At 63.4% G+C, this 18,264-nt stretch carries 13 protein-coding genes and 2 tRNA genes; 3 read left to right on the top strand and 12 right to left on the bottom strand.

Features of this window, described 5'->3' with window-relative positions; genetic code table 11:
• Window positions 1–475 precede the first annotated feature (475 nt).
• From MBTS_RS05950 to MBTS_RS05910, 8 genes are all read right to left on the bottom strand, one after another.
• Window positions 476–1,357: a hypothetical protein gene (locus MBTS_RS05950; RefSeq protein WP_192215250.1), complete on the bottom strand. Its 882-nt coding sequence runs from the start codon at window positions 1,355–1,357 to the stop codon at window positions 476–478.
• Window positions 1,358–1,885: 528 nt separating this feature from the next.
• Window positions 1,886–2,716 (bottom strand): hypothetical protein, encoded by an 831-nt coding sequence (locus tag MBTS_RS05940; RefSeq protein ID WP_192215248.1) that lies wholly within the window; start codon window positions 2,714–2,716, stop codon window positions 1,886–1,888.
• A 321-nt stretch (window positions 2,717–3,037) separates the two neighbouring features.
• The gene (locus MBTS_RS05935) at window positions 3,038–4,207 is read right to left on the bottom strand and encodes an alpha/beta hydrolase (protein ID WP_192215247.1); all 1,170 of its coding nucleotides are present in this window, start codon (window positions 4,205–4,207) and stop codon (window positions 3,038–3,040) included.
• 157 nt (window positions 4,208–4,364) lie between these two features.
• Window positions 4,365–5,273, bottom strand: coding sequence for a hypothetical protein (locus tag MBTS_RS23510; RefSeq protein WP_210322684.1), 909 nt, complete (start codon window positions 5,271–5,273; stop codon window positions 4,365–4,367).
• Window positions 5,274–5,970: 697 nt separating this feature from the next.
• Window positions 5,971–6,046, bottom strand: a tRNA-Phe gene (locus tag MBTS_RS05925).
• 254 nt (window positions 6,047–6,300) lie between these two features.
• On the bottom strand, window positions 6,301–7,080 hold the full coding sequence (locus MBTS_RS05920; protein WP_147831350.1) for a restriction endonuclease: 780 nt from the start codon (window positions 7,078–7,080) through the stop codon (window positions 6,301–6,303).
• A 723-nt stretch (window positions 7,081–7,803) separates the two neighbouring features.
• Entirely contained in the window at window positions 7,804–8,301 is a 498-nt protein-coding gene (locus tag MBTS_RS05915) for a Ros/MucR family transcriptional regulator (protein ID WP_056143616.1), read from the bottom strand.
• A 562-nt stretch (window positions 8,302–8,863) separates the two neighbouring features.
• Window positions 8,864–9,526 (bottom strand): class II aldolase/adducin family protein, encoded by a 663-nt coding sequence (locus MBTS_RS05910; protein WP_056143452.1) that lies wholly within the window; start codon window positions 9,524–9,526, stop codon window positions 8,864–8,866.
• A gap of 99 nt (window positions 9,527–9,625) precedes the next feature.
• Here MBTS_RS05910 and MBTS_RS05905 point away from each other — a divergent pair, with 99 nt between their 5' ends.
• Complete coding sequence (locus MBTS_RS05905; protein ID WP_192215245.1) at window positions 9,626–12,268, top strand: bifunctional acetate--CoA ligase family protein/GNAT family N-acetyltransferase; 2,643 nt, start codon at window positions 9,626–9,628, stop codon at window positions 12,266–12,268.
• A 17-nt stretch (window positions 12,269–12,285) separates the two neighbouring features.
• On the opposite strand, the gene MBTS_RS05900 is transcribed toward MBTS_RS05905, so the two are convergent.
• The 4 genes from MBTS_RS05900 to MBTS_RS05885 form a co-directional block, all read right to left on the bottom strand.
• Complete coding sequence (locus tag MBTS_RS05900; protein WP_147833490.1) at window positions 12,286–13,083, bottom strand: ABC transporter permease; 798 nt, start codon at window positions 13,081–13,083, stop codon at window positions 12,286–12,288.
• A 146-nt stretch (window positions 13,084–13,229) separates the two neighbouring features.
• Entirely contained in the window at window positions 13,230–14,597 is a 1,368-nt protein-coding gene (locus MBTS_RS05895) for a KpsE/RkpR family capsule polysaccharide export protein (RefSeq protein WP_147833491.1), read from the bottom strand.
• A gap of 353 nt (window positions 14,598–14,950) precedes the next feature.
• A complete protein-coding gene (locus tag MBTS_RS05890; RefSeq protein WP_043764995.1) occupies window positions 14,951–15,268 on the bottom strand; it encodes a hypothetical protein in 318 nt (105 codons plus the stop codon).
• A gap of 201 nt (window positions 15,269–15,469) precedes the next feature.
• A complete protein-coding gene (locus MBTS_RS05885; RefSeq protein ID WP_147830453.1) occupies window positions 15,470–15,955 on the bottom strand; it encodes an SRPBCC family protein in 486 nt (161 codons plus the stop codon).
• Window positions 15,956–16,449: 494 nt separating this feature from the next.
• On the opposite strand from MBTS_RS05885, the gene MBTS_RS05880 reads away from it, so the two are divergent.
• Both MBTS_RS05880 and MBTS_RS05875 read left to right on the top strand, forming a co-directional pair.
• Window positions 16,450–18,024: a 2-isopropylmalate synthase gene (locus MBTS_RS05880; RefSeq protein WP_056143471.1), complete on the top strand. Its 1,575-nt coding sequence runs from the start codon at window positions 16,450–16,452 to the stop codon at window positions 18,022–18,024.
• Between the two features lie 102 nt (window positions 18,025–18,126).
• Window positions 18,127–18,202 (top strand) — tRNA-Lys (locus MBTS_RS05875).
• The last annotated feature ends 62 nt before the right edge of the window (window positions 18,203–18,264 follow it).

Here is an 18,264-nt window from a genome sequence, read left to right as displayed (position 1 = left end):
AGATTGTTATAAGAGACAGGCGAAGGGGTGAGGCGGGCAAAGGTGCCTTCGGCAGGCTGCCCGAGGCTGTAGAGGGGGCCCTGGGGGCTGCTGCGGGGCGTTCTGAGGCAGTGGGGCGTGTTACAAGGGGCTGTAGCGTCTGCTGCCCCTTAAAATGGGTGTGACGATCATCTTCGCCTCTATCCACGTATACCCTAATTTTAAGGGGGATCGGAATCGGAATATTAATTTTAAGCACGAGTAAATCTCCATTGTCGATGCGGGATGATGATTGAATTTTTCTGCGATTTAAATTCAATGCCCATCCGCAAGATAAGTCATTCTGTGGAGCGCAACTGCATGAGATGTAGCGGTAGAGTTGTATTACAAGTTGCTACGAGCCACTGCTACGAATAGATCGTGAGATGACGTGAGTAATTGAAAGGCGGGTATTTTGGCCCCGCCTTTCGATCTGTGTTTCAGTTTGTTGACCAGACTACTCTTCGTCTTCCTCGTCGGGGCGGATCACACCGATGACGGTCAGACCGTCCCGACATCCTCGATTCTCAAAGAAAAAAGGCAACACCCGCCGGAGCGGCCATTGCAGGATCTTCTGAGTGAACTCGTCCGCATCAACGATAATCTGACGCTTGGGGTCGAATACGTGCTTATTACCGTCGATCACAACGTAGCTGTTGGGCTCCTCGCCGACAGTATCGTCATCCGCACCAGTTGTTTCGTCGGCACCTGGATTGTTATTGTTGTGATCCTCGTTTCGATTGGTCCCTTGGACAGCACCATCGTCCGGTCCCGGTTCTTCCGCCTTCGCATCCGTCGTGCTGACGCTGTCGTCACCCTGACCGCTGCCTTTTGGCGAGGAGCGCGGCCGCTTATCTGATTCGTCGTCCTGTGCTTCATCAACGTCATACTTGTTAAGCCGGTCCTCTTGCTTCAAGTTTTCTAGCACGCCTGCTAGTTTCTCCTCACGCAATTGAACTACAATATCCGCAGGAGTCATGTTTTTCGCTAAGTAATAGTCAATCACTTTGGAGTACACACGTGCTTTTTCATAAAGCGGCGTATGGGTGCGGTAATTACATAAGACGAACCGCACTGCTGTCCGCGTTACTTCTCCACGCTTTGGCTTATATCCGTAAGATGTCCAGCATTCATGGTTGTATAGTTCGTCCTCCAGCACGTTCGAGTTTCTCACGTCTGCAACGTAGGCACTAAGAAAGCCGACTGTTTCGTAAACGTTATTCTCACGCTGTCGTCGCGAGTCCCCATACTGATTCCTGCAACAGACCAACGCATCCATCGCATTGTCATTCAGCATGTCTAATAGCTGCTTGAATGTCAGTTTAGGTTTCGGTTTCATGTCCGTTCCTTTTAGGGTTGGATCAATATCCAGTTACATGGAAATTAGAAGGCGGTACGTAAGTGCGCCGCCTGCTCGTGGCGGATTGGGGATTAGTCGCAGACGTGCGAATCTGTTGCCTTCAGCCGATGCTGGTCCTTGCCTGCACTAGTGTTGGATAAAGCAGTCGGGTCGGCGAGGAATGCACGCACGTCTTCGACCCGGAATCCACTGATACGACCGGGACCGAGACGGATTGGGGCTACAAAAAGCCCACGTTGGATCCACGAATACAGGGTGGCCCGTGAAATCGGTAAAGGATTTCCCGGTCCGATCAGCTGTGACACCCGAATGAATCCTACGTTCGGGAGAGCGCTTTTCTGGGATATATTGTGTACTGGGTCGTTGTGGCGCACGGTCGTTGCTTCCTTTGGTTTCGACAAAACCAAAATGTGCGATGACGGAGCGTCAGTCGATTTCCTCAGCTTACGAAATGTTATACATCGTGACCTAATAGGACATCGTAACGAATTGATACGACGAGTTTTTTTAGTCCCACTCTGGGTTACTCAGGTTGCTGCTTCGGCGGTAGGTTGCCATTTTCCCGTAGGCCGTTGCACTCATTGGCGGCAATCGAAATGGGATGGGCGTTAGATCAGGCGGGAATAAGAAAAAGTCATCATTCGACATAGATCGTCCATCAAGAACGATGCGGAGCCGTTCTTGAAAACCTAGCGCTTCTCCAAAGTAGGTTGTAATTTCTTTTTGTCGGAGTGCGGTTTGAATCAAGCTATCGAGAAATAGTGGCTGCCGTGGATCAATGTACCAGTCGAATCTGGTTCCATGGTAACGAGCGCATTGAAATACCGCCGATTTCTTGTATGCACGCCATATATTCGAATGATTTGAAATACTTGTCCACTCGGTTCGGCCAAAGCCAAACTTACCTTTAACATAGCCCCCGTGCTTATTTATAAATTCCCACGCTTTTCCAAGGCTAGCCTTTTTGCGCTTATCGTCGTCTTTTGAATTAAATGTTAGCATGAATCGGACAACATCGGCAGCGTATATACAGTCATTATAGCCATCATAATAACCAACATCCCAGAACAAAGGTAAACTAACAAAAAGCTCTTTCATTTTTATATATCTGTCAACATCAAATACCTCAGTGAACCACTCCTGGGGTATAGCGTATTCTTCGAGCTTAGCTTTATGAATTGCCTGAATCAATGCAGCAAAAACTGTGTTTGATATAGAGTTGGCTTCATTAGGTGAGTTCACCCATCCTGAAAACGATGCGACGGCAAATTCTTTTTCGTACAGGTACCTGGGCCGCCTATCGTCCAGGAGGATTGTGACAGTCTCTTCCAATGTCATGGGGTAGCCCCGTGAAACTGAGCCCAAGTTTTCATCATCTCGCATCGCTTTGCCAGCAGGTCGCCCCGTCCGTAGGCTGCCTCGTCTCGATTTTCCATGGTGTGTCCGGGTGCCATCTCTGATGCAGATAGCACGATCTGAATGCAGTGCCGGTGATCCTGCCAACCGACGAGGAGCTTGAGGTGTGGCTACGCGCCGTGGCCAGAAGCAACAGCCCTGGGAGGGCCGCTTCCCAATGGCGCGCCTAGGGTAGTGAGGCGTGGCAAGTGGCAGGAAGGATAGAAGCGTTCCCGGCCCAGTCCGACGACACATTGCACCGTTTCATTGCGTCTTAGCCACGATCCAGTCGATGATCGCGTCGGCGACCGCGGCGTTGTTCGCCTCCAGCATCATCATATGCCCGTTGCCATGAATGCCATGTTCGGCGAGCGCGAGACGATCCGGCTTCGCGCCGGCTTGAGCCAGAAAAGCACCCGTGCAGTCGTCCATCGTTGCCCGGAATGAGGCTTCACCGGTGACGATGACAGCCGGCACCGCCGCGAGGTTCGGAAGCTTCCGAGCCGGTTCAGCCTGCAACCAGCAGCGGATCTGATCCGGCCGGATTGGCTGGTCGGCCTGAATGACCGTCAGGTCGGTTGGGGAGTTCACGGGTGGCTCGAATGTGAGCGGCACCCGGGTGATGCCGTAGGGCCGAGCGCGAGCGTCACCGACGCGCTCGTACCACTCAGCGCCGCCTTTGAACCGGATGTCGTAGAAAGTCGGTCCGTTCGGCTCAACGGCAACATGCGCCTTCACAAGATCCGGCCGCTGGTCAGAAACGGCCCAGCCGAACACTCCCGCCTGCGAGTGAGTCAGAACGACCGAGGGACCGATCTTCTCGAGCAGTGCAATCAGCGACGGATTCACCAGCTCCTCGCTTCTCAGCGCATTCGCGATATACGGGACCTGTGAGAGGTAGAACTGGTCGAAGGCGCCATTGCCCTTCACGCCGGGGCCGCCCGGCCATTGAGTATGGAGCTTGGCCTGCGGGAATAGCTCAAACAGCTCCTGCCCTGTGAATATGCTCTCCAAATCGCCGGGCGCGAGCCGAGCGTATGGGCCATAGACCTCCGGGTTGTCGCCCGACCGGCCCCTGCCGACCTGATCGACGACGTAGACGGCAAAGCCGCGCTCTACGAAGTGATCTACCCATCCGGTTCGGCCATCGGGTGTGGCAAGGAAGTTGACGCCCGTCTGCGCGGTGCCGTGCACCATGACCACAGGGAAAGGCTGCGTGACCTGCGGCGGGGCGTGGAACTGGACGAACATCTGCCCAGTGGCAAACTCCTTCCCTCCGACCGTCTCGTAGCGGCCGCCGACGAAGAAGTAGCCCTCACTCTGAGCAGGCTTGAAGGTCGCCGGGACGTCGGGGGTGACAGGAGCAGGCTCGGCCTGGGCCGCCATGGTGAGAATGAACAGGGCGCCGGCCCCAAGCAGCGTCAACTTCCGCATCGGAATCCTCCCGTGGACGTCTGGCGCGTCCTTTCTGGAGTATCAACGGGGATCGTACTGCGTGTCCATCAGTGGGGCTCGCACCCTCGAATATACACGCTAGACAGCCATTTCCCTGACGTCGCGCGGTGCTGCCCTGACGGAAGTGACCTTTCCATCACCCTGGCACCCAGTCCGACCCAATCAGGTTGTCGAAACGGGCAGCGGACGCGGGCAGTAGTAGATCACGGTATCCCCAGGTTGCGACGTGCGAAGCGACTGCCAGTTCAAGTTCAATCGCTCGCAGGTCGCCTGGCAGGTCGTGCGCTGGAGGTGCAGCGAACTGAGAGAGGCGAGTGCAGCCCTGTTGGGTCGCCGTTGGGACGTTCCATTGGTGGTGGGCCAATCTGCAGGCGTCATCGATACCCTCGGCTCCAGCTTCGACTGCCGCCGCCGCCCGAAAGGCCATTAGAGTTCCAAGCGGCCGTTCGTCAAAGCGACCCGAGAGGTCGTGATACGGGCCGGTGGTCGTAACCGCAGCCACGGTGATCGTGATGCTGTCCTCTCGCGTGGCAAGGCTCGATTGGACCGAAACAGCGAAGCGGCCGTGCCACGCCAAATGGTCAAGCCCGAGCTGTTGCAGAGACCGATTGAATTCGTCTGAGAGCCTCCGCGGGGTGTAGCCCTCGAGCGCCTCAATGGGGTCCTCGTCCAAGATAATGCCGCCAAAGGCGACCCAGCCGTGTGGCTTTGCTTGGAGAAGCTGCCCGCAGGTTCTGGCCAGCCAAGCGTCGCCGAAGGCTCGACAGACGGGACAGGCAGCCGAGGTGCAGGCGGCCTCACCGCTGCACCCGGCGAGACGACGGCCTCCGCGCTGAGCGAGCGCACCGGGGAGTTCGTCACTGAGGTACCGCGCAAGAAGGGTCTGATGGCTAACGAGTTGGCGCAGCGCCGGAGTGGGGCTGGAATGGCGGGCGCGGTGGTGGAGACCAGCACGCCAGAGGTTGGTTGCGCCCGGGCCGCTGCCTTTGCCGGCTACGACGTCGCCGTTGATGGCTTCTATCTCGGAAAGGAGCTCTGCTGACATGGAATTGGGTCCTCGTGGTTGGGGCTGCTCGCAGCAGCGCCAACCCTTTACGAGACCGGGTCAGAGGCTATCGTTCAGCCTCCCGGCAGGCTCACTCTTTGAAATGGGCGACCGTTCAGACACTAACGTTGCCCACCTCGTCTATGGTCTGCCGCCAGACTCAATCGGGTAGTTTCATAGGCACGTACTCGAGCTTCGGCGGCCCAATAAGCGGTCTGAGCCTTATAATTTATCGCTTTCCAAAGAATCAGTCCCTGCCCAGCCGCTTGTCGCCGCTGCAATAGGCCGCAGCCTTAGTCCACTCGAGCAGAGTTCCGTTCAACTGGCGTACCCGCCGCGTTGTCTCCCGCTTCGTCAGCGAGATCGGCGAAATGGCTCAAAGCACGATGGGAGTCTCAATCTGATCGACGCGGTGGCTGTCGCAATGAGGAGAAGCGTGAACGCACAATTTTCGGACACAAGGTGTCGCGCGATTCGCTTTACGCCCAGTGGGGTGGTTGCTTCTCAGAGACCTTATCGGTCGATTCCGCGGGGCTGGGGCCAGACTTAAATTAGATGAGGGGCCGGCGCTTGGTCGGTTACCGGCAGCGACACCGCCACCCTGCACATTTGTGCCCCCAGTGTGACCCGAAGGTTCAACGTAGCAGGGACCGCGAGGGCTGCTTCGCTGTAAGCTATTCAAAAAACAAGGGAAAAATGGTGCCCAGGGACGGAGTCGAACCGCCGACACTGCGATTTTCAGTCGCATGCTCTACCAACTGAGCTACCTGGGCCTCCGCCGAAGCGCTTGGCGCCGTCGACTGGAGCGGGGGTATAGTGAGGTCGTGGGGCCCTGTCCAGCCTCCTTCTCACGCATCCTGCAATCGGATCGATTCAACCGATGTCCCCTCCGGCCCCGCATCCTCCACAAGACCATACGATGCAGGCGGTGAGTTGCGAGGATGAGGGGGTCTGCTTGGGAAAATGGACCTTGGCGGATGACCGACTTTGGTATGCGCCGCCGCCGAGAGGTCCCATCGAAGGGCTCTCAGGCGGGCTCGGCGTCGAGCCGCCGCGATCTGCGGATGGGCGCGAGGTCGCGCAGGGCGTCGTGGTGGAGGAGAAGGACGCCGGTGGCGCCCGACAGCCTGCGCGCGGCGGGGGTGAAGCCGGCATTGGAGACGACGGCCGCCATGTCCGCCTGCCAGTAGCGCGCCGCCGCCGAGGCCTCCTGCACCGCCGCGTTGCCCACGGGCTTCGTGTAGCGTTTGCACTGGAGCACGAGGCGGATGCCTGAGCGCTCGGCGACCACGTCGGCCCCCTGGTCGCCGCTGGCCTTCGTCGGGCGCGCCGACCAGCCCGCCTCGCGCAGGGCCTCGGCGCAGAAGCGCTCGTAGGCGATGCCGTCCTCCGGCGCCTCGTCCTCGTCCGGCAGATCGACGGAGAGAGCGACATCGTCCACGATGTCGAGGACCGTCTGCCAGCGGGTATCGGCGAGATCGGTGAACCCCATGGCGTCGAGATGCGGCAGGATCGTCCGCTCGGCGAAGTAATCCCGCTCGCGCAGCCAGCCGTCGTCGATCCGGTTGCCGTAGGCGTCTTCGAAACATTCCTGGCGGCGGCGCAGAGCAAGGGTCTCGGCATGGGTGCGCGCGAGCCGGCGGACCGTCCGCCTGAAACGCGCGGGCCTGTCGAGGCGATGCAGCAGGATCAGGCCAAGGCAGAGGCCGGTTGCGGCCAGGGCGGGTAGTCCGAACCAGAAGGCGACGCCGCCGCCGGCGATCGTGGTCCAGAACAGGCGCGCGACGAGGCTCGATCGACCGGACATGCGCATCCCTTCCCGCCTTCGGGGCGGCCGCACCGGCCGCCTGTTTTCCGAGAATGCAGGGAGGGCCTTGCGACAGGCCTAACGGCACGGCGGCGAAAGACCGCCGGATGGACCACGATCGTCTCGCGGCATGACCAGGGACGGCGCGTCCTCAGTCTCTCTCAAAGAGATCCGGTGTGATTCCCGGTCCTATCGGGCACAGATCTTGTCGTCCCGCCGGCGTTCGACAGACATCATGTCCCGATATCGGGATATATTATTATATAGGATAGATAGGAATGAGTTTCATTCAAATGTATCGCGAAATTAGGCTCGATTTTTTTTGATAAATCGAACAACGGGCGCGGGTATGGTCGGTTGTCGTGACGAGCCGGACAGTCACCGGCGCCACAACTCTCCTGTGGATAGGTTCGCGGCTGCGGCTGTTTCGCCCCGAAGGTGCTTTGGGCACCTTGGTTCGATGCCTGTCCGAGGAGGTCCCGATCGTCGCGAGACATGTCGAGCGGCTTGGGATCGTTGATCCAGCGAGAATGGGTCATTCCATCCGCTCGTCACACGCACGGCTTTGCTTCACTTGCCTTGGACGAAGCGCTCCGGAAACCGAAGCGCGTCCTGGTGGCTCCGTCGTGGCCGTCGCCTCGCCCCTCGAAGTCTCGCCCCCGGAAGTCTCGTATCCCGGGGTGAGGTTGCGCCTCGGTGAGGCGAGCCACAGACTCGTCGGGCTCAGGAGGCGTTGGTGGCCGTGCGAGGGCGACGACCGCGCGGCGCGGGTGTCGGCGGTGCCTCGACGACGGGTGCCTTCACGCGGGATTTCCTGCGCTGCTGGCCGAGCCCCATGTTCTTCGCCAGTTCCGACCGTGCGGCCGCATAGTTCGGAGCAACCATCGGATAGTCGCTCGGAAGGTTCCATTTTGCCCGATATTCTTCGGGCGTCATGGAATAGCGCGTCCGAAGGTGGCGCTTCAGCGATTTGAACTTCTTGCCGTCTTCGAGACAGATGACGAAATCCGGTGTGATCGAGCGTTTGATCGACACGGCCGGGGTCAGCGGCTCGGCCTTTTCCGGCGTCTTCGCCGTCGTCAGACTGCCCAGGGTCGTATGAACCGATGCGATGAGGGCCGGAATATCCGAAACCGGCACGGAATTGTTGCTGACGAATGCCGAGACGATATCCGCCGTAAGCTCAATATAATCCGCCACGAAGTCGTTTTCGATTTCCACGCGCACCCCCGAAAGTAGGACAGCCTTAGACCGCTGCCAGGCGCCGATGGAGCCTGACCGAAAGGTCTTGTCTTCAGATTGAATTGACTAGGCAGTTAGTATGATAGCCATTAACAAAGCGCAAGAGGCTTTGGCAAGACCAGGGTAACCGCAACAATTTGAAGGAAGCTTCTGGTGTGCTGCGGGAGCTTTCGGCATCTGAGGAATGGCCGACGATCTTTGCGTGAGGGGAGACTTTTTTTAACTCCCTAGGCTGGAAAAAAAATCGAACTGAACAGAGGTTTCAAAAGTTATTTGTGAAACTGGAACCTTTATGCTAGTTGGTGAGCTCTTTTAGCTCACGCTCGCAACTTCAGATGCGCGATGCGGTAAAAAACTACACGGTGCATCGGCTCGCACATGCGGTGCCCGACGCGGCCGGCGGGGCGGCCGAATGACCGCGCCGGGAAGAAAATTTTCTGGAAAACCCGATGTCGGGAGGCCGGTCACGGCCTCCGAGGGCGCGTGCCGAGCAACCTCTACGTAATCATCGCGGCCCGAGCCCTTGGACGTAGGGGCGAACTCAAGGCGTTTCTGTGCGGCTCCGTGGCCCATAGTTTTCGAAGCGCCTGATCGTTCGCGCGATCTCGGCGTCGGACAGTATGACCGGCTTCCCGACCTGGAGGGCGACGGCGTATTGGCGGCACAGGGCCTCCATCTCTACCGCCAGCCACAAGGCCTTGCCGAGATTACTGCCGATCGCGATCATGCCATGGTTGGCCAGGAGGCAGCCGAGGCGGTCGTCGAGGGCGGCCACCGCCGCGACCGACAGGTCCTCGGTTCCATAGGGAGCATAGGGCGCGCAGCGTATCGTCGGGCCGCCGGCGGCTGCGATCATGTAATGGACGGCGGGAATCTCGGTGCCGCACATGGCGAAGGCGGTGCAATAGGTCGGATGGGCGTGCACGACGGCGTCGATCTCGGGCCGCCGCCGCAGGATGTCGCGATGGAAGCGCCATTCGGAGGAGGGGGCGAGAGCATGGCCGTGCTCCCCCTCCATGCTCATCGGCACGATGTCCTCCGGGCGCAGCGCATCGGCCGGGATGCCCGAGGGTGTCATGAGAAAGCCGTCGCCGTGGCGTACCGAGACGTTCCCGGCGGTGCCCTGGCTCAGGCCCAGGGTGATGAGGGAGCGCATCGCCTCGACGATCGCGCAGGAAATCTCGTAAGCTGTGGGTTCTGACATGTGGTTCCCCCGGTCGAGAGTGATCCGCGCCCTATACCTTGCCGTTCGGCGCGATGTCGCACGCCGTCGCCCCGGTCTGATCGAAGGTCACGCCAGTCCATGAGCACCTATCGCTTCGAGGCGTTGCTCGCCCCGCGGGCGATCGCGGTCGTCGGCCTCGGCCAAGGCGCGGTTGGCCAAGGCGCGGTCGGTCAAGGCGCGCTCGGCCAGGCCGTGGTCGGCAACCTGGGGAAGGCCGGGTTCGCCGGCCCCGTCCATCTCGTCGGCGCGGCGGGCCTTCCCACCCTCGACGACCTGCCCGAAACGCCGGATCTCGTGGTGATCGTGGCCCAGGCCGCGGAGGTGGAGGGCTGGGTGGAGAAGGCGGGGCTGCGCGGTGCCGCCGTGGCCGTCATCCTGACCGCCGATCTGCCGGACGATCTCTGCGAGGCGGTGCGCAACCGGGCCCGGCAATGGGGCATGCGTCTCCTCGGCCCCAACAGCATGGGCCTGACCGTGCCGCGCGCGCAGCTCGATGCCAGCCTGTTCGCGGCGGCGCCCAAGGCGGGCGATCTCGCCCTCATCTCGCAATCGGGCACGGTGGCGGCGGGCATCGTCGCCTGGGCCGCGCATCGGGACGTGGGATTCTCGGCCATCCTGTCCCTCGGCACCGCCTGCGACATCGATATCGCCGATTGCCTCGACCATTTCGCCGCCGACATCCACACCCGCGCGATCCTGCTGTCGCTGAACGTGATTCCCAACGCGCGCAAGTTCATGTCGGCGGCCCGCGCCGCCGCCCGCGCCAAGCCGGTCCTGGTGCTGCGCACGGGGCGCCACGCGGCTCCCCTGCGCCACACCGTCACCCATACCGGCGCCCTCGCCCGGCCGGATGCGGTCTACGAGGCGGCGTTCCGGCGGGCGGGGTTGCTGAGCGTCGACGGGCTCGACGCCATGTTCTCGGCGGTGGAGACGCTGGGCCGGCAGCGCCCCTTTCCCGGCCAGCGCCTCGCCATCCTGGGGAACGGCGAGGGCATCGGGGCGCTCGCCGCCGACAGGCTCGCGGACCGGGGCGGCACGCTGGCCGCGGCGGGGCTCGGCGGCAACCCCACCGATCTCGGCGTCGAGGCCGATGCGAAAGCCTATGCCGACGCCCTCAGGCCCCTTCTCGCCGATCCCGCCAACGACGCCGTGCTGGCCATCCACGTGCCCACCGCCCGCTCCGACAGCGCCGGCGTCGCCGCGGCCATCGCCGACACGGTGAGCGCGGCCCGGCGCAAGGGCGGACGGCGCAAGCCCGTCTTCGCGGTGACGGTGGGCGACGACGGAGAGGCCGGCGCGGTGCTCGCCGCCGCCGGCATCCCGCGCTTCGCCACGGACGCCGACGCCGTGGAAGGCTTCATGCACCTCGTCCGCTACCGCGAGGCGCAGGACGACCTGATGCGCACGCCGGATTCCCTGCCGCGCGAATTCTCCCCCGACGTGGAGGCCGCCCGCGCCATCGTGGTGGCCGCCATTGAGGCGGGGGAGACCTGGCTCGATCCCCATGCCGTGGCGAGCCTCCTGGCCGCCTACCGCATCGACAGCGTGCCGCTGACGCTCGCCCCCGACATCGATGCCGCCGCGGCGGCGGCCTGGCCCATCATCGCCGAGGGCGGCGCGGTGGCGCTGAAGGTGGTCTCACCGGACATCGTCCACAAATCCGATGTCGGCGGGGTGCGCCTGGACCTCACCAGCGAGGCCGATGTGCGCGCCGCCGCCGCCGACATCCTCACCCGTGCCCGGCGCCAGCGGCCGGATGCGCGGATCATGGGGTTCGCGGTCCAACCCATGGTGCGCAAGGGCAAGCGCCGCGAGCTCATCGCCGGGCTCGCCGAGGATCCCGTCTTCGGTCCCGTGGTGGTGTTCGGCCGGGGCGGCGTTGCCGTGGAGGTCATCGACGACCGGGCGCTGAGCCTGCCTCCCCTCGACCTCCGGCTCGCCAGCGAACTCATCGACCGCACCCGCGTGGCGCGGCGGCTGGCGGCCTATCGTGACGTCCCGGCGGTGGACCGGAGGGCGCTCGGCCTCGTCCTCGTCAAGCTCGCCCAGCTCTCCGCCGACCTGCCGGAGGTGCGCGAGCTCGACATCAATCCCCTGCTCGCCGATGCCAACGGCGTGCTGGCCCTGGACGCCCGCGTGCTGGTCGGCCCGGCCCCGGAGCGGCGCGGCGGCACCCGCAATCCGCGCTTCGCCATTCGCCCCTATCCGGTGGAATGGGAGCGCAACCTCGTCCTGAAGCGCGAGAAGGTCACCGTGCGCCCGGTGCGGCCGGAGGACGAGGGGCTGTTCAAGAGCTTCTTCGAGCAGGTCAGCGCCGAGGATCTGCGCCTGCGCTTCTTCATGCCGGTCCGCGATTTCAACCACGCCTTCCTGGCCCGGCTGACGCAGCTCGATTACGCCCGCGCCATCGCCTTCGTCGCCATCGACGCGCAGACGGCGTCGATGCTCGGCGCGGTTCGCCTCCATGCGGATGCCAACCACGAGAGCGGCGAATACGCCATCCTCATCCGCAGCGACCGCAAGGGCACCGGCCTCGGCTTCGCCCTGATGCAGCTGATGATCGACTGGGCGAGGGCGGAGGGGCTCCAGCGCATCGAGGGCACGGTCCTCCGGGAGAACCGTCCCATGCTGGCCGTGTGCCGCAGCCTCGGCTTCGCGGTCCATCCGGACAAGGAGGACGGCACGGTGATGAAGGTCGGGCTGATGCTCGGTGAGCCGTAGGCGGAGACGGGTCCGATTCAGTCTTTGGCTTTATTGTTGTAGAACAGGATTCCGACGAAGATTATGCCGACGCACCATTTGGTGAGATAGATGGCATCGAAGCTGGCATGCGGGTAGTTCGGGTAAAATCCCAGCCGAAATAGCTCGATCACATGCGAGAGCGGGTTCCAGGAATAGATCGTCCGCAAGGGCTCCGGGGTCAGATCGACGGTCTTGAACGCGCCGCTGAACATCATCATCGGACGGCTCAGGAAGCCATAGATTGTGCCCCAGCCCGGAAAATACGATTGGATGGTCGAATTGACGAGCGCCATTCCAAAAGCCAGGAAGCCGACTGCGGTCAGGCTCAGGAGGCAGTTTTCGGGAGCCCAGGGCATGGCCTCTCGTATTCCGTAGACATAAAGTGCCGAGAAAAACAGGACCATCAGCATGAAGTTTTGGATCTGATAGATAAAGAATCTCGATAGCAGGAAATCGAACGGCTTGACGAAGTAATACTCCTTGGCTCGCGACTTCGGCGCGCGAACACCGCGTGCGCAACGTCGGAAGATGTAGAAGGGGAAGACGCCGGTCCCCATGAACAGAAGAACCGAGGGTCCGAAAGAAGGCTCCTTTCCGAAGAGATAGATTCGCAATCCCGCAATCATCGCAACGAGGATGACGGGCTCGATGAAGAGGATGACGCCCAGAGCCGGGTGATACTTGCGGAAGCGGACCCAAAAATCACGGACGATCAATGCCGTCATGATCGTCAGCCATGGCCGTGCCCTCTGCTTGGAGGGGGCGACCGGAAGGACGATCGAGGAATGTGCCATCGTTCAGTCGCGATCCAAGGATGCCGGGTGACGCGGAGTGGCGGGTTGCGGGACCGGCACCTCGTGCCGGGCGTTGCCTCGTCACGAGGCCGGAATTCTGGCCGAGGCCGCGCCGACGGTCATGACGACCGACGGCCGGCCTGGGATCAGGCGCGGCTGTTCACGATCGAGCGCACGGCAAGCAGGCCGATGAACCAGATCGCCGCCAGGATGAAGGCTCCGAGCACCATCGACAGGAAGACGCGCGGGCCGCCCGCGCTTTCGGGCAGGGCCGGGCGAACGTAGGGGGTGAGATAGAGATGCTGGGCCGCCGCGCTGGCCCGAGCGCGGTCGAGGGATTGCAGCGAGGTGAGCAGGATCGCCTGCGCGTATTGCCGGTCCATGTCGAGGGCCTCGAACCGGGCGACGACGCCGGCCAGGACGTTGCGGCCGGAGCGGCTGCCCGAAACCTCGCGCTCGACGGAAGCCAGCTGCTCGCGTGCGGCCTGGACGCGGGACTTCAGTGCCACGACCGATGGTGCCGACTCGCTGAGATTCTGCCTCCGGATCGTGTCGTAATCGGCCTCCAGCTGCGACACCGATCCGCGCAGGGTGCCGATGAGCTGGGTGTTGCCCGAGACGACGCTGGGTATCGGATCGATCACGCCTTCCTTCTCACGGAACTCGGCCATGGCGGCGCGGGCCTTGTCGAGGCCGGCTTTGGCCCGGACGACCTCCTGCTCGGCGAACTTGACGGCATCCTCCTCGGCGCGTTTGGCGATCTTGTTGACGAGGTTTTCCGACAAGGTGACCAGCTGGTTGGCGATGGTCAGGGCATCGTCGGGCCGGAACGCCTTGATCTCCACGGAGGCGAGCCCGGTGAGCGGGTCGAAATTCGCCCAGACCATCTTGTTCCAGTATCGCACCAGGTGCTCCGTCGACCGGCTCCTGTCGAACCGGTTCGGCCAATCGATCTCGGGACGGCTGTAGATCTCTCGGACATTGACGCTTTGAGACAGCTCGTCGACCACCTGACGGCTCTTGAGATAGTCGATCACGACGAAGTTCTGCGCGGTGCCGCCGCCGGCTGCCGCGCTGTGGCCACCCATGGCGCTGGCGACCGCCGCCGCGGTCGTGCCCCCGCTACCCCCTCCGCCGAGGGGACCGGCGGACGGGGTCACTTCGGTCACGGAGAACCGGAATTCGGCGAAGTATTGCGGCGTGGCGAGGAACAGGAAGTACAGGCCGAGCAGGCACAGCGGCAGGATCACGACGATGCCGAAGCTGAGCAGCGTGCGGCTCCAGTTATGGTCGGGCTGCGGCAGGGGGACGAGGGAAAACGTCTCGTCTTCCCCTGAATCGAGCGCCAGCTCCCGCCTCGCGTCGTCGTCCCGCCGGGGAACCATCTCGCGGTCGTCGTTCACCGCCAGTTCGCTGGACCGGGCCCGCTCTTCCTTGGTCACCGCCTCCTTGGACTCGAGTGCGGTGGCCCTGGCGGTCGGCAGGCGCGTGATGTTGTTGGGCGCTGAGCTCATGCGTCGCGGGGCCTGTCACCGAAATTTTGTCGCCCCCGACACTAGGAGATTTCCCGGCCCTTTTATGGCAACGCAGCGAGGATGTGGCGGGTGTGGCTTTCCAGTCGCCGACCGAAGCCTCGCCAATGATCGCCGAGAAGGCGGGGGCATGGCTGCAATCCTCCGAGAGGATTCGTGAGATAAACCGGATCTCGCCTGCGTTCTTTACCGTCGCACGACCCGGCCTCATTCGCCGCGAGGCAGGGTCACACTTTCGCGAGGGGGGGGCGAGTGCTTCGGCGCCCCCCGCGCCGTGGGGCCGGGTCGGGTCACCTGCCTCGTGAGGGGCGGCGATCCCGAACGAATGCCCGAGCCTACGGATAGCCGTAGCGTGACTTGGCGGCGGCGAGCAGGCCGATCGCCTCACGCTCGCGGCCGGCGGCGCAGGCTTCCGCGGCGCGCGCGAGGTCGGAGGAGAACCGTGCGCCCACCGGCGCGTTGAGGTTGCCGGTCGCCACATCGCTGTCCACCACGGCCTGTGTGCGGGCGATGCTCGGACCGCAGCCGGAGCCTGCCGGCAACGGGGCCGAGGCGACAGCGACCGGGGCGGCGGCCGGCGCCACCGCCGCCTTCGGAGAGGGGCCGGACGAGGTGCAGGCTCCGAGCCCCGCGGCGAGGCCGATGGCCAGCATCAGGCTGGCCGGTTGCGGCGGCACGATGTTCCTGGTCACGGCGGCTCTCCTTCACGCTCCGGCGCGATGGCCGGCACGGCATGGACGCCGCGCCGGGTTCTTGCCTTCACGTGAGGGGCGGGTCAATCACCGCAGCCGGGGCTCCGGCGACGATCCCGGACCCCGTGTCGGACCGTCACGTCAGCCCGTCACGCGAGCGCGTCATTTGGCCTTCTCGGCGATGGCCGCGAGGCCGGACTCGTAGATCCCCGTGATGGCATCGGTCGCCACCGTGTCCGGGACACCCTTGGCCTTGAAGGTCCCCGTCCACGTCACCGTCGATCCTGAGCCTTTCGGGCTCACCGCGAGGGTGGAGGAATAGTCGGAGACCGGCAGCGGGCTCTCGACGATGGCGTAGGTGTAGCTCATCGCCTTGTCGTCGCGCGCCGTCTGCGATTCGACGATGGCGCCGCCGCCCTTGAGGCTGAGTTTGCGCAGCATCGTGCCGCCCTTGGTGGAGGGCTCGCATTTGGCGATGGCCGGGTGCCAATTGCCGATGCCGCAGAAATCGCCGATCGTCGCCCAGACCTTGGCCGGGGGAGCCGCGATATCGATGGTCTTGGTGAGGTCGATGGCAAAGCCGGGGGCGGTGCCGGCAACCAGAACGAGGCCGGGCAGCACGATTCGACGCAGGAAAGTGCGCGACATGGACGGGTGTTTCCTTCCGATATTGTTATGTCGGCGCGGTACGAGGCGCACGCCGTGCCGTTGAACGGACGAACGTCAAGCTAGTCGCGAACCGGCACGCGACAATGGCCGGATCCCTGCCCACGAAGATGTGATGGACGGCGGCGCGTGCAGAGCGATCCTTGTCAACGGGGGCGTCGAGGGGTACGAAGCCGCTCGGTCGCATCGTTCGCGCGCCCGCTACGCCATTCGGGAGAGACGAGCCTTGGCCAGCGCCGGCTCCACGCAGGGAACCGCAGACACCGCCTTCGCGGCGGTGCGTGGTCATGCGCGTCCCCGAGCGCTCCTCGTCGGCCTTCTCCTCCTTATCCGCCCCTGAGGGCCGTCCGGGCGCGTGCGCCTGGGCTCTCAGGGGATCGTTTCGCGACCGGGGCCCTCGAGGGCTTCGTCGAGCCGATCGATGGATCAAGGCGCCGCGTCCCTCAGCGACCGCGCCTCCGACAGGACGACACGCCATGACCGACATCACCGCCCAGCCCAACGCCTCCCCGAAGGACCGGGTCCTCATCTTCGACACGACCCTGCGCGACGGCGAGCAATGCCCGGGCGCCACCATGACCCTCGACGAGAAGCTGGCGGTGGCCGAACTCCTCGACACGATGGGCGTCGACATCATCGAGGCGGGCTTCCCCATCGCCTCGATCGGTGATTTCGAGGCCGTCTCCGAGATCGCCCGCCGCTCGAAGCGCGCGACCATCGCCGGCCTCGCCCGCGCCATCCCCGCCGACATCGCGCGGGCCGGCGAAGCCGTCCGCCTCGCCCGGCGGGGGCGCATCCACACCTTCGTCTCGACCTCGCCGATCCACCTCGCCCACCAGATGCGCAAGTCCCAGGACGAGGTGGTCGAGATCATCCTCAAGACCGTGGCCCAGGCCCGCGACCTCGTGGAGGACGTGGAATGGTCGGCCATGGACGCGACGCGCACGCCGATCGACTATCTGTGCCGCTGCGTCGAGGCCGCGATCCGGGCCGGTGCGACGACGATCAACCTGCCCGACACGGTGGGCTACGCCACGCCCGACGAATACCGCAGCATGTTCCGCCAGGTGCGCGAACGGGTGCCGAATGCCGACAAGGCGATCTTCTCGGTGCATTGCCACGACGATCTCGGTCTGGCCATCGCCAACTCCCTGGCCGGCGTGGAAGGCGGCGCCCGGCAGGTGGAGTGCACGGTGAACGGCATCGGCGAGCGGGCCGGCAACGCGGCCCTGGAGGAGATCGTCATGGCGATCCGCACCCGCGGCGACGTGATGCCCTACGAGACCGGCATCGAGACCACGATGCTCACCCGCGCCTCGAAGCTCGTCTCGCATGCGACGAACTTCCCCGTGCAGTACAACAAGGCCATCGTCGGCCGGAACGCTTTCGCGCATGAAAGCGGCATCCACCAGGACGGCATGCTCAAGCATACCGAGACCTACGAGATCATGACGCCCGCCTCCGTCGGGGTCGCCAAGACTTCCCTGGTGATGGGCAAGCATTCGGGCCGCGCGGCCTTCCGCTCGAAGTTGGAGGAACTCGGCCTGCACCTCGCCGACAATCAGTTGCAGGACGTGTTCGAGCGGTTCAAGGCGCTCGCCGACCGCAAGAAGCACGTCTACGACGAGGATATCGAGGCCCTGGTCGACCAGGGCCTCGCCACGGCGCATGACCGCATCCGCCTCGTCTCGCTCTCGGTCATCGCCGGCACGCGCGGGCCGCAGCGCGCCACGATGAAGCTCGCCATCGACGACCGCATCGTCACCGAGGAGGCCGACGGCAACGGCCCCGTGGACGCCGTGTTCAATGCGATCCAGGCCCTGGTCCCGCACGAGGCGCAGCTCGAACTCTACAAGGTCGACGCTGTGACGCAGGGCACCGACGCCCAGGCCGAGGTCTCCGTCCGATTGAAGGCCGGCGACCGCAGCGTGACGGCGCGGGGCGCCGATCCCGACACGCTGGTGGCCTCGGCCCGCGCGTATCTCTCCGCCCTGAACAAGCTCTCGGCCACGGCCGTGCGCCTCCACGCCCAGCACGCCGCATCGGTTTAGCCGGAAAAATGACGTCCCGGGGGTGGACACCCCCCGGGGCCTTTGCTATCAGCCCCCTCGTCGCAGCGGGTTTGGTGGCTGCCGCGACTGCCGCAAGGCAATGGGTGCATAGCTCAGTTGGTAGAGCAGCTGACTCTTAATCAGCGGGTCCAAGGTTCGAACCCTTGTGCACCCACCAAATATCTCGCTGAAATCACTACACTTTCTCAAATCTCAGATAGACCGGTTAGTGCCGCACGG

Source organism: Methylobacterium bullatum (genome assembly GCF_014845095.1).
GTDB classification, from domain to species: Bacteria; Pseudomonadota; Alphaproteobacteria; order Rhizobiales; family Beijerinckiaceae; genus Methylobacterium; species Methylobacterium bullatum.
Note: the sequence above shows the minus strand (reverse complement) of the source record. Positions and strands in the feature narration are given on the sequence as shown.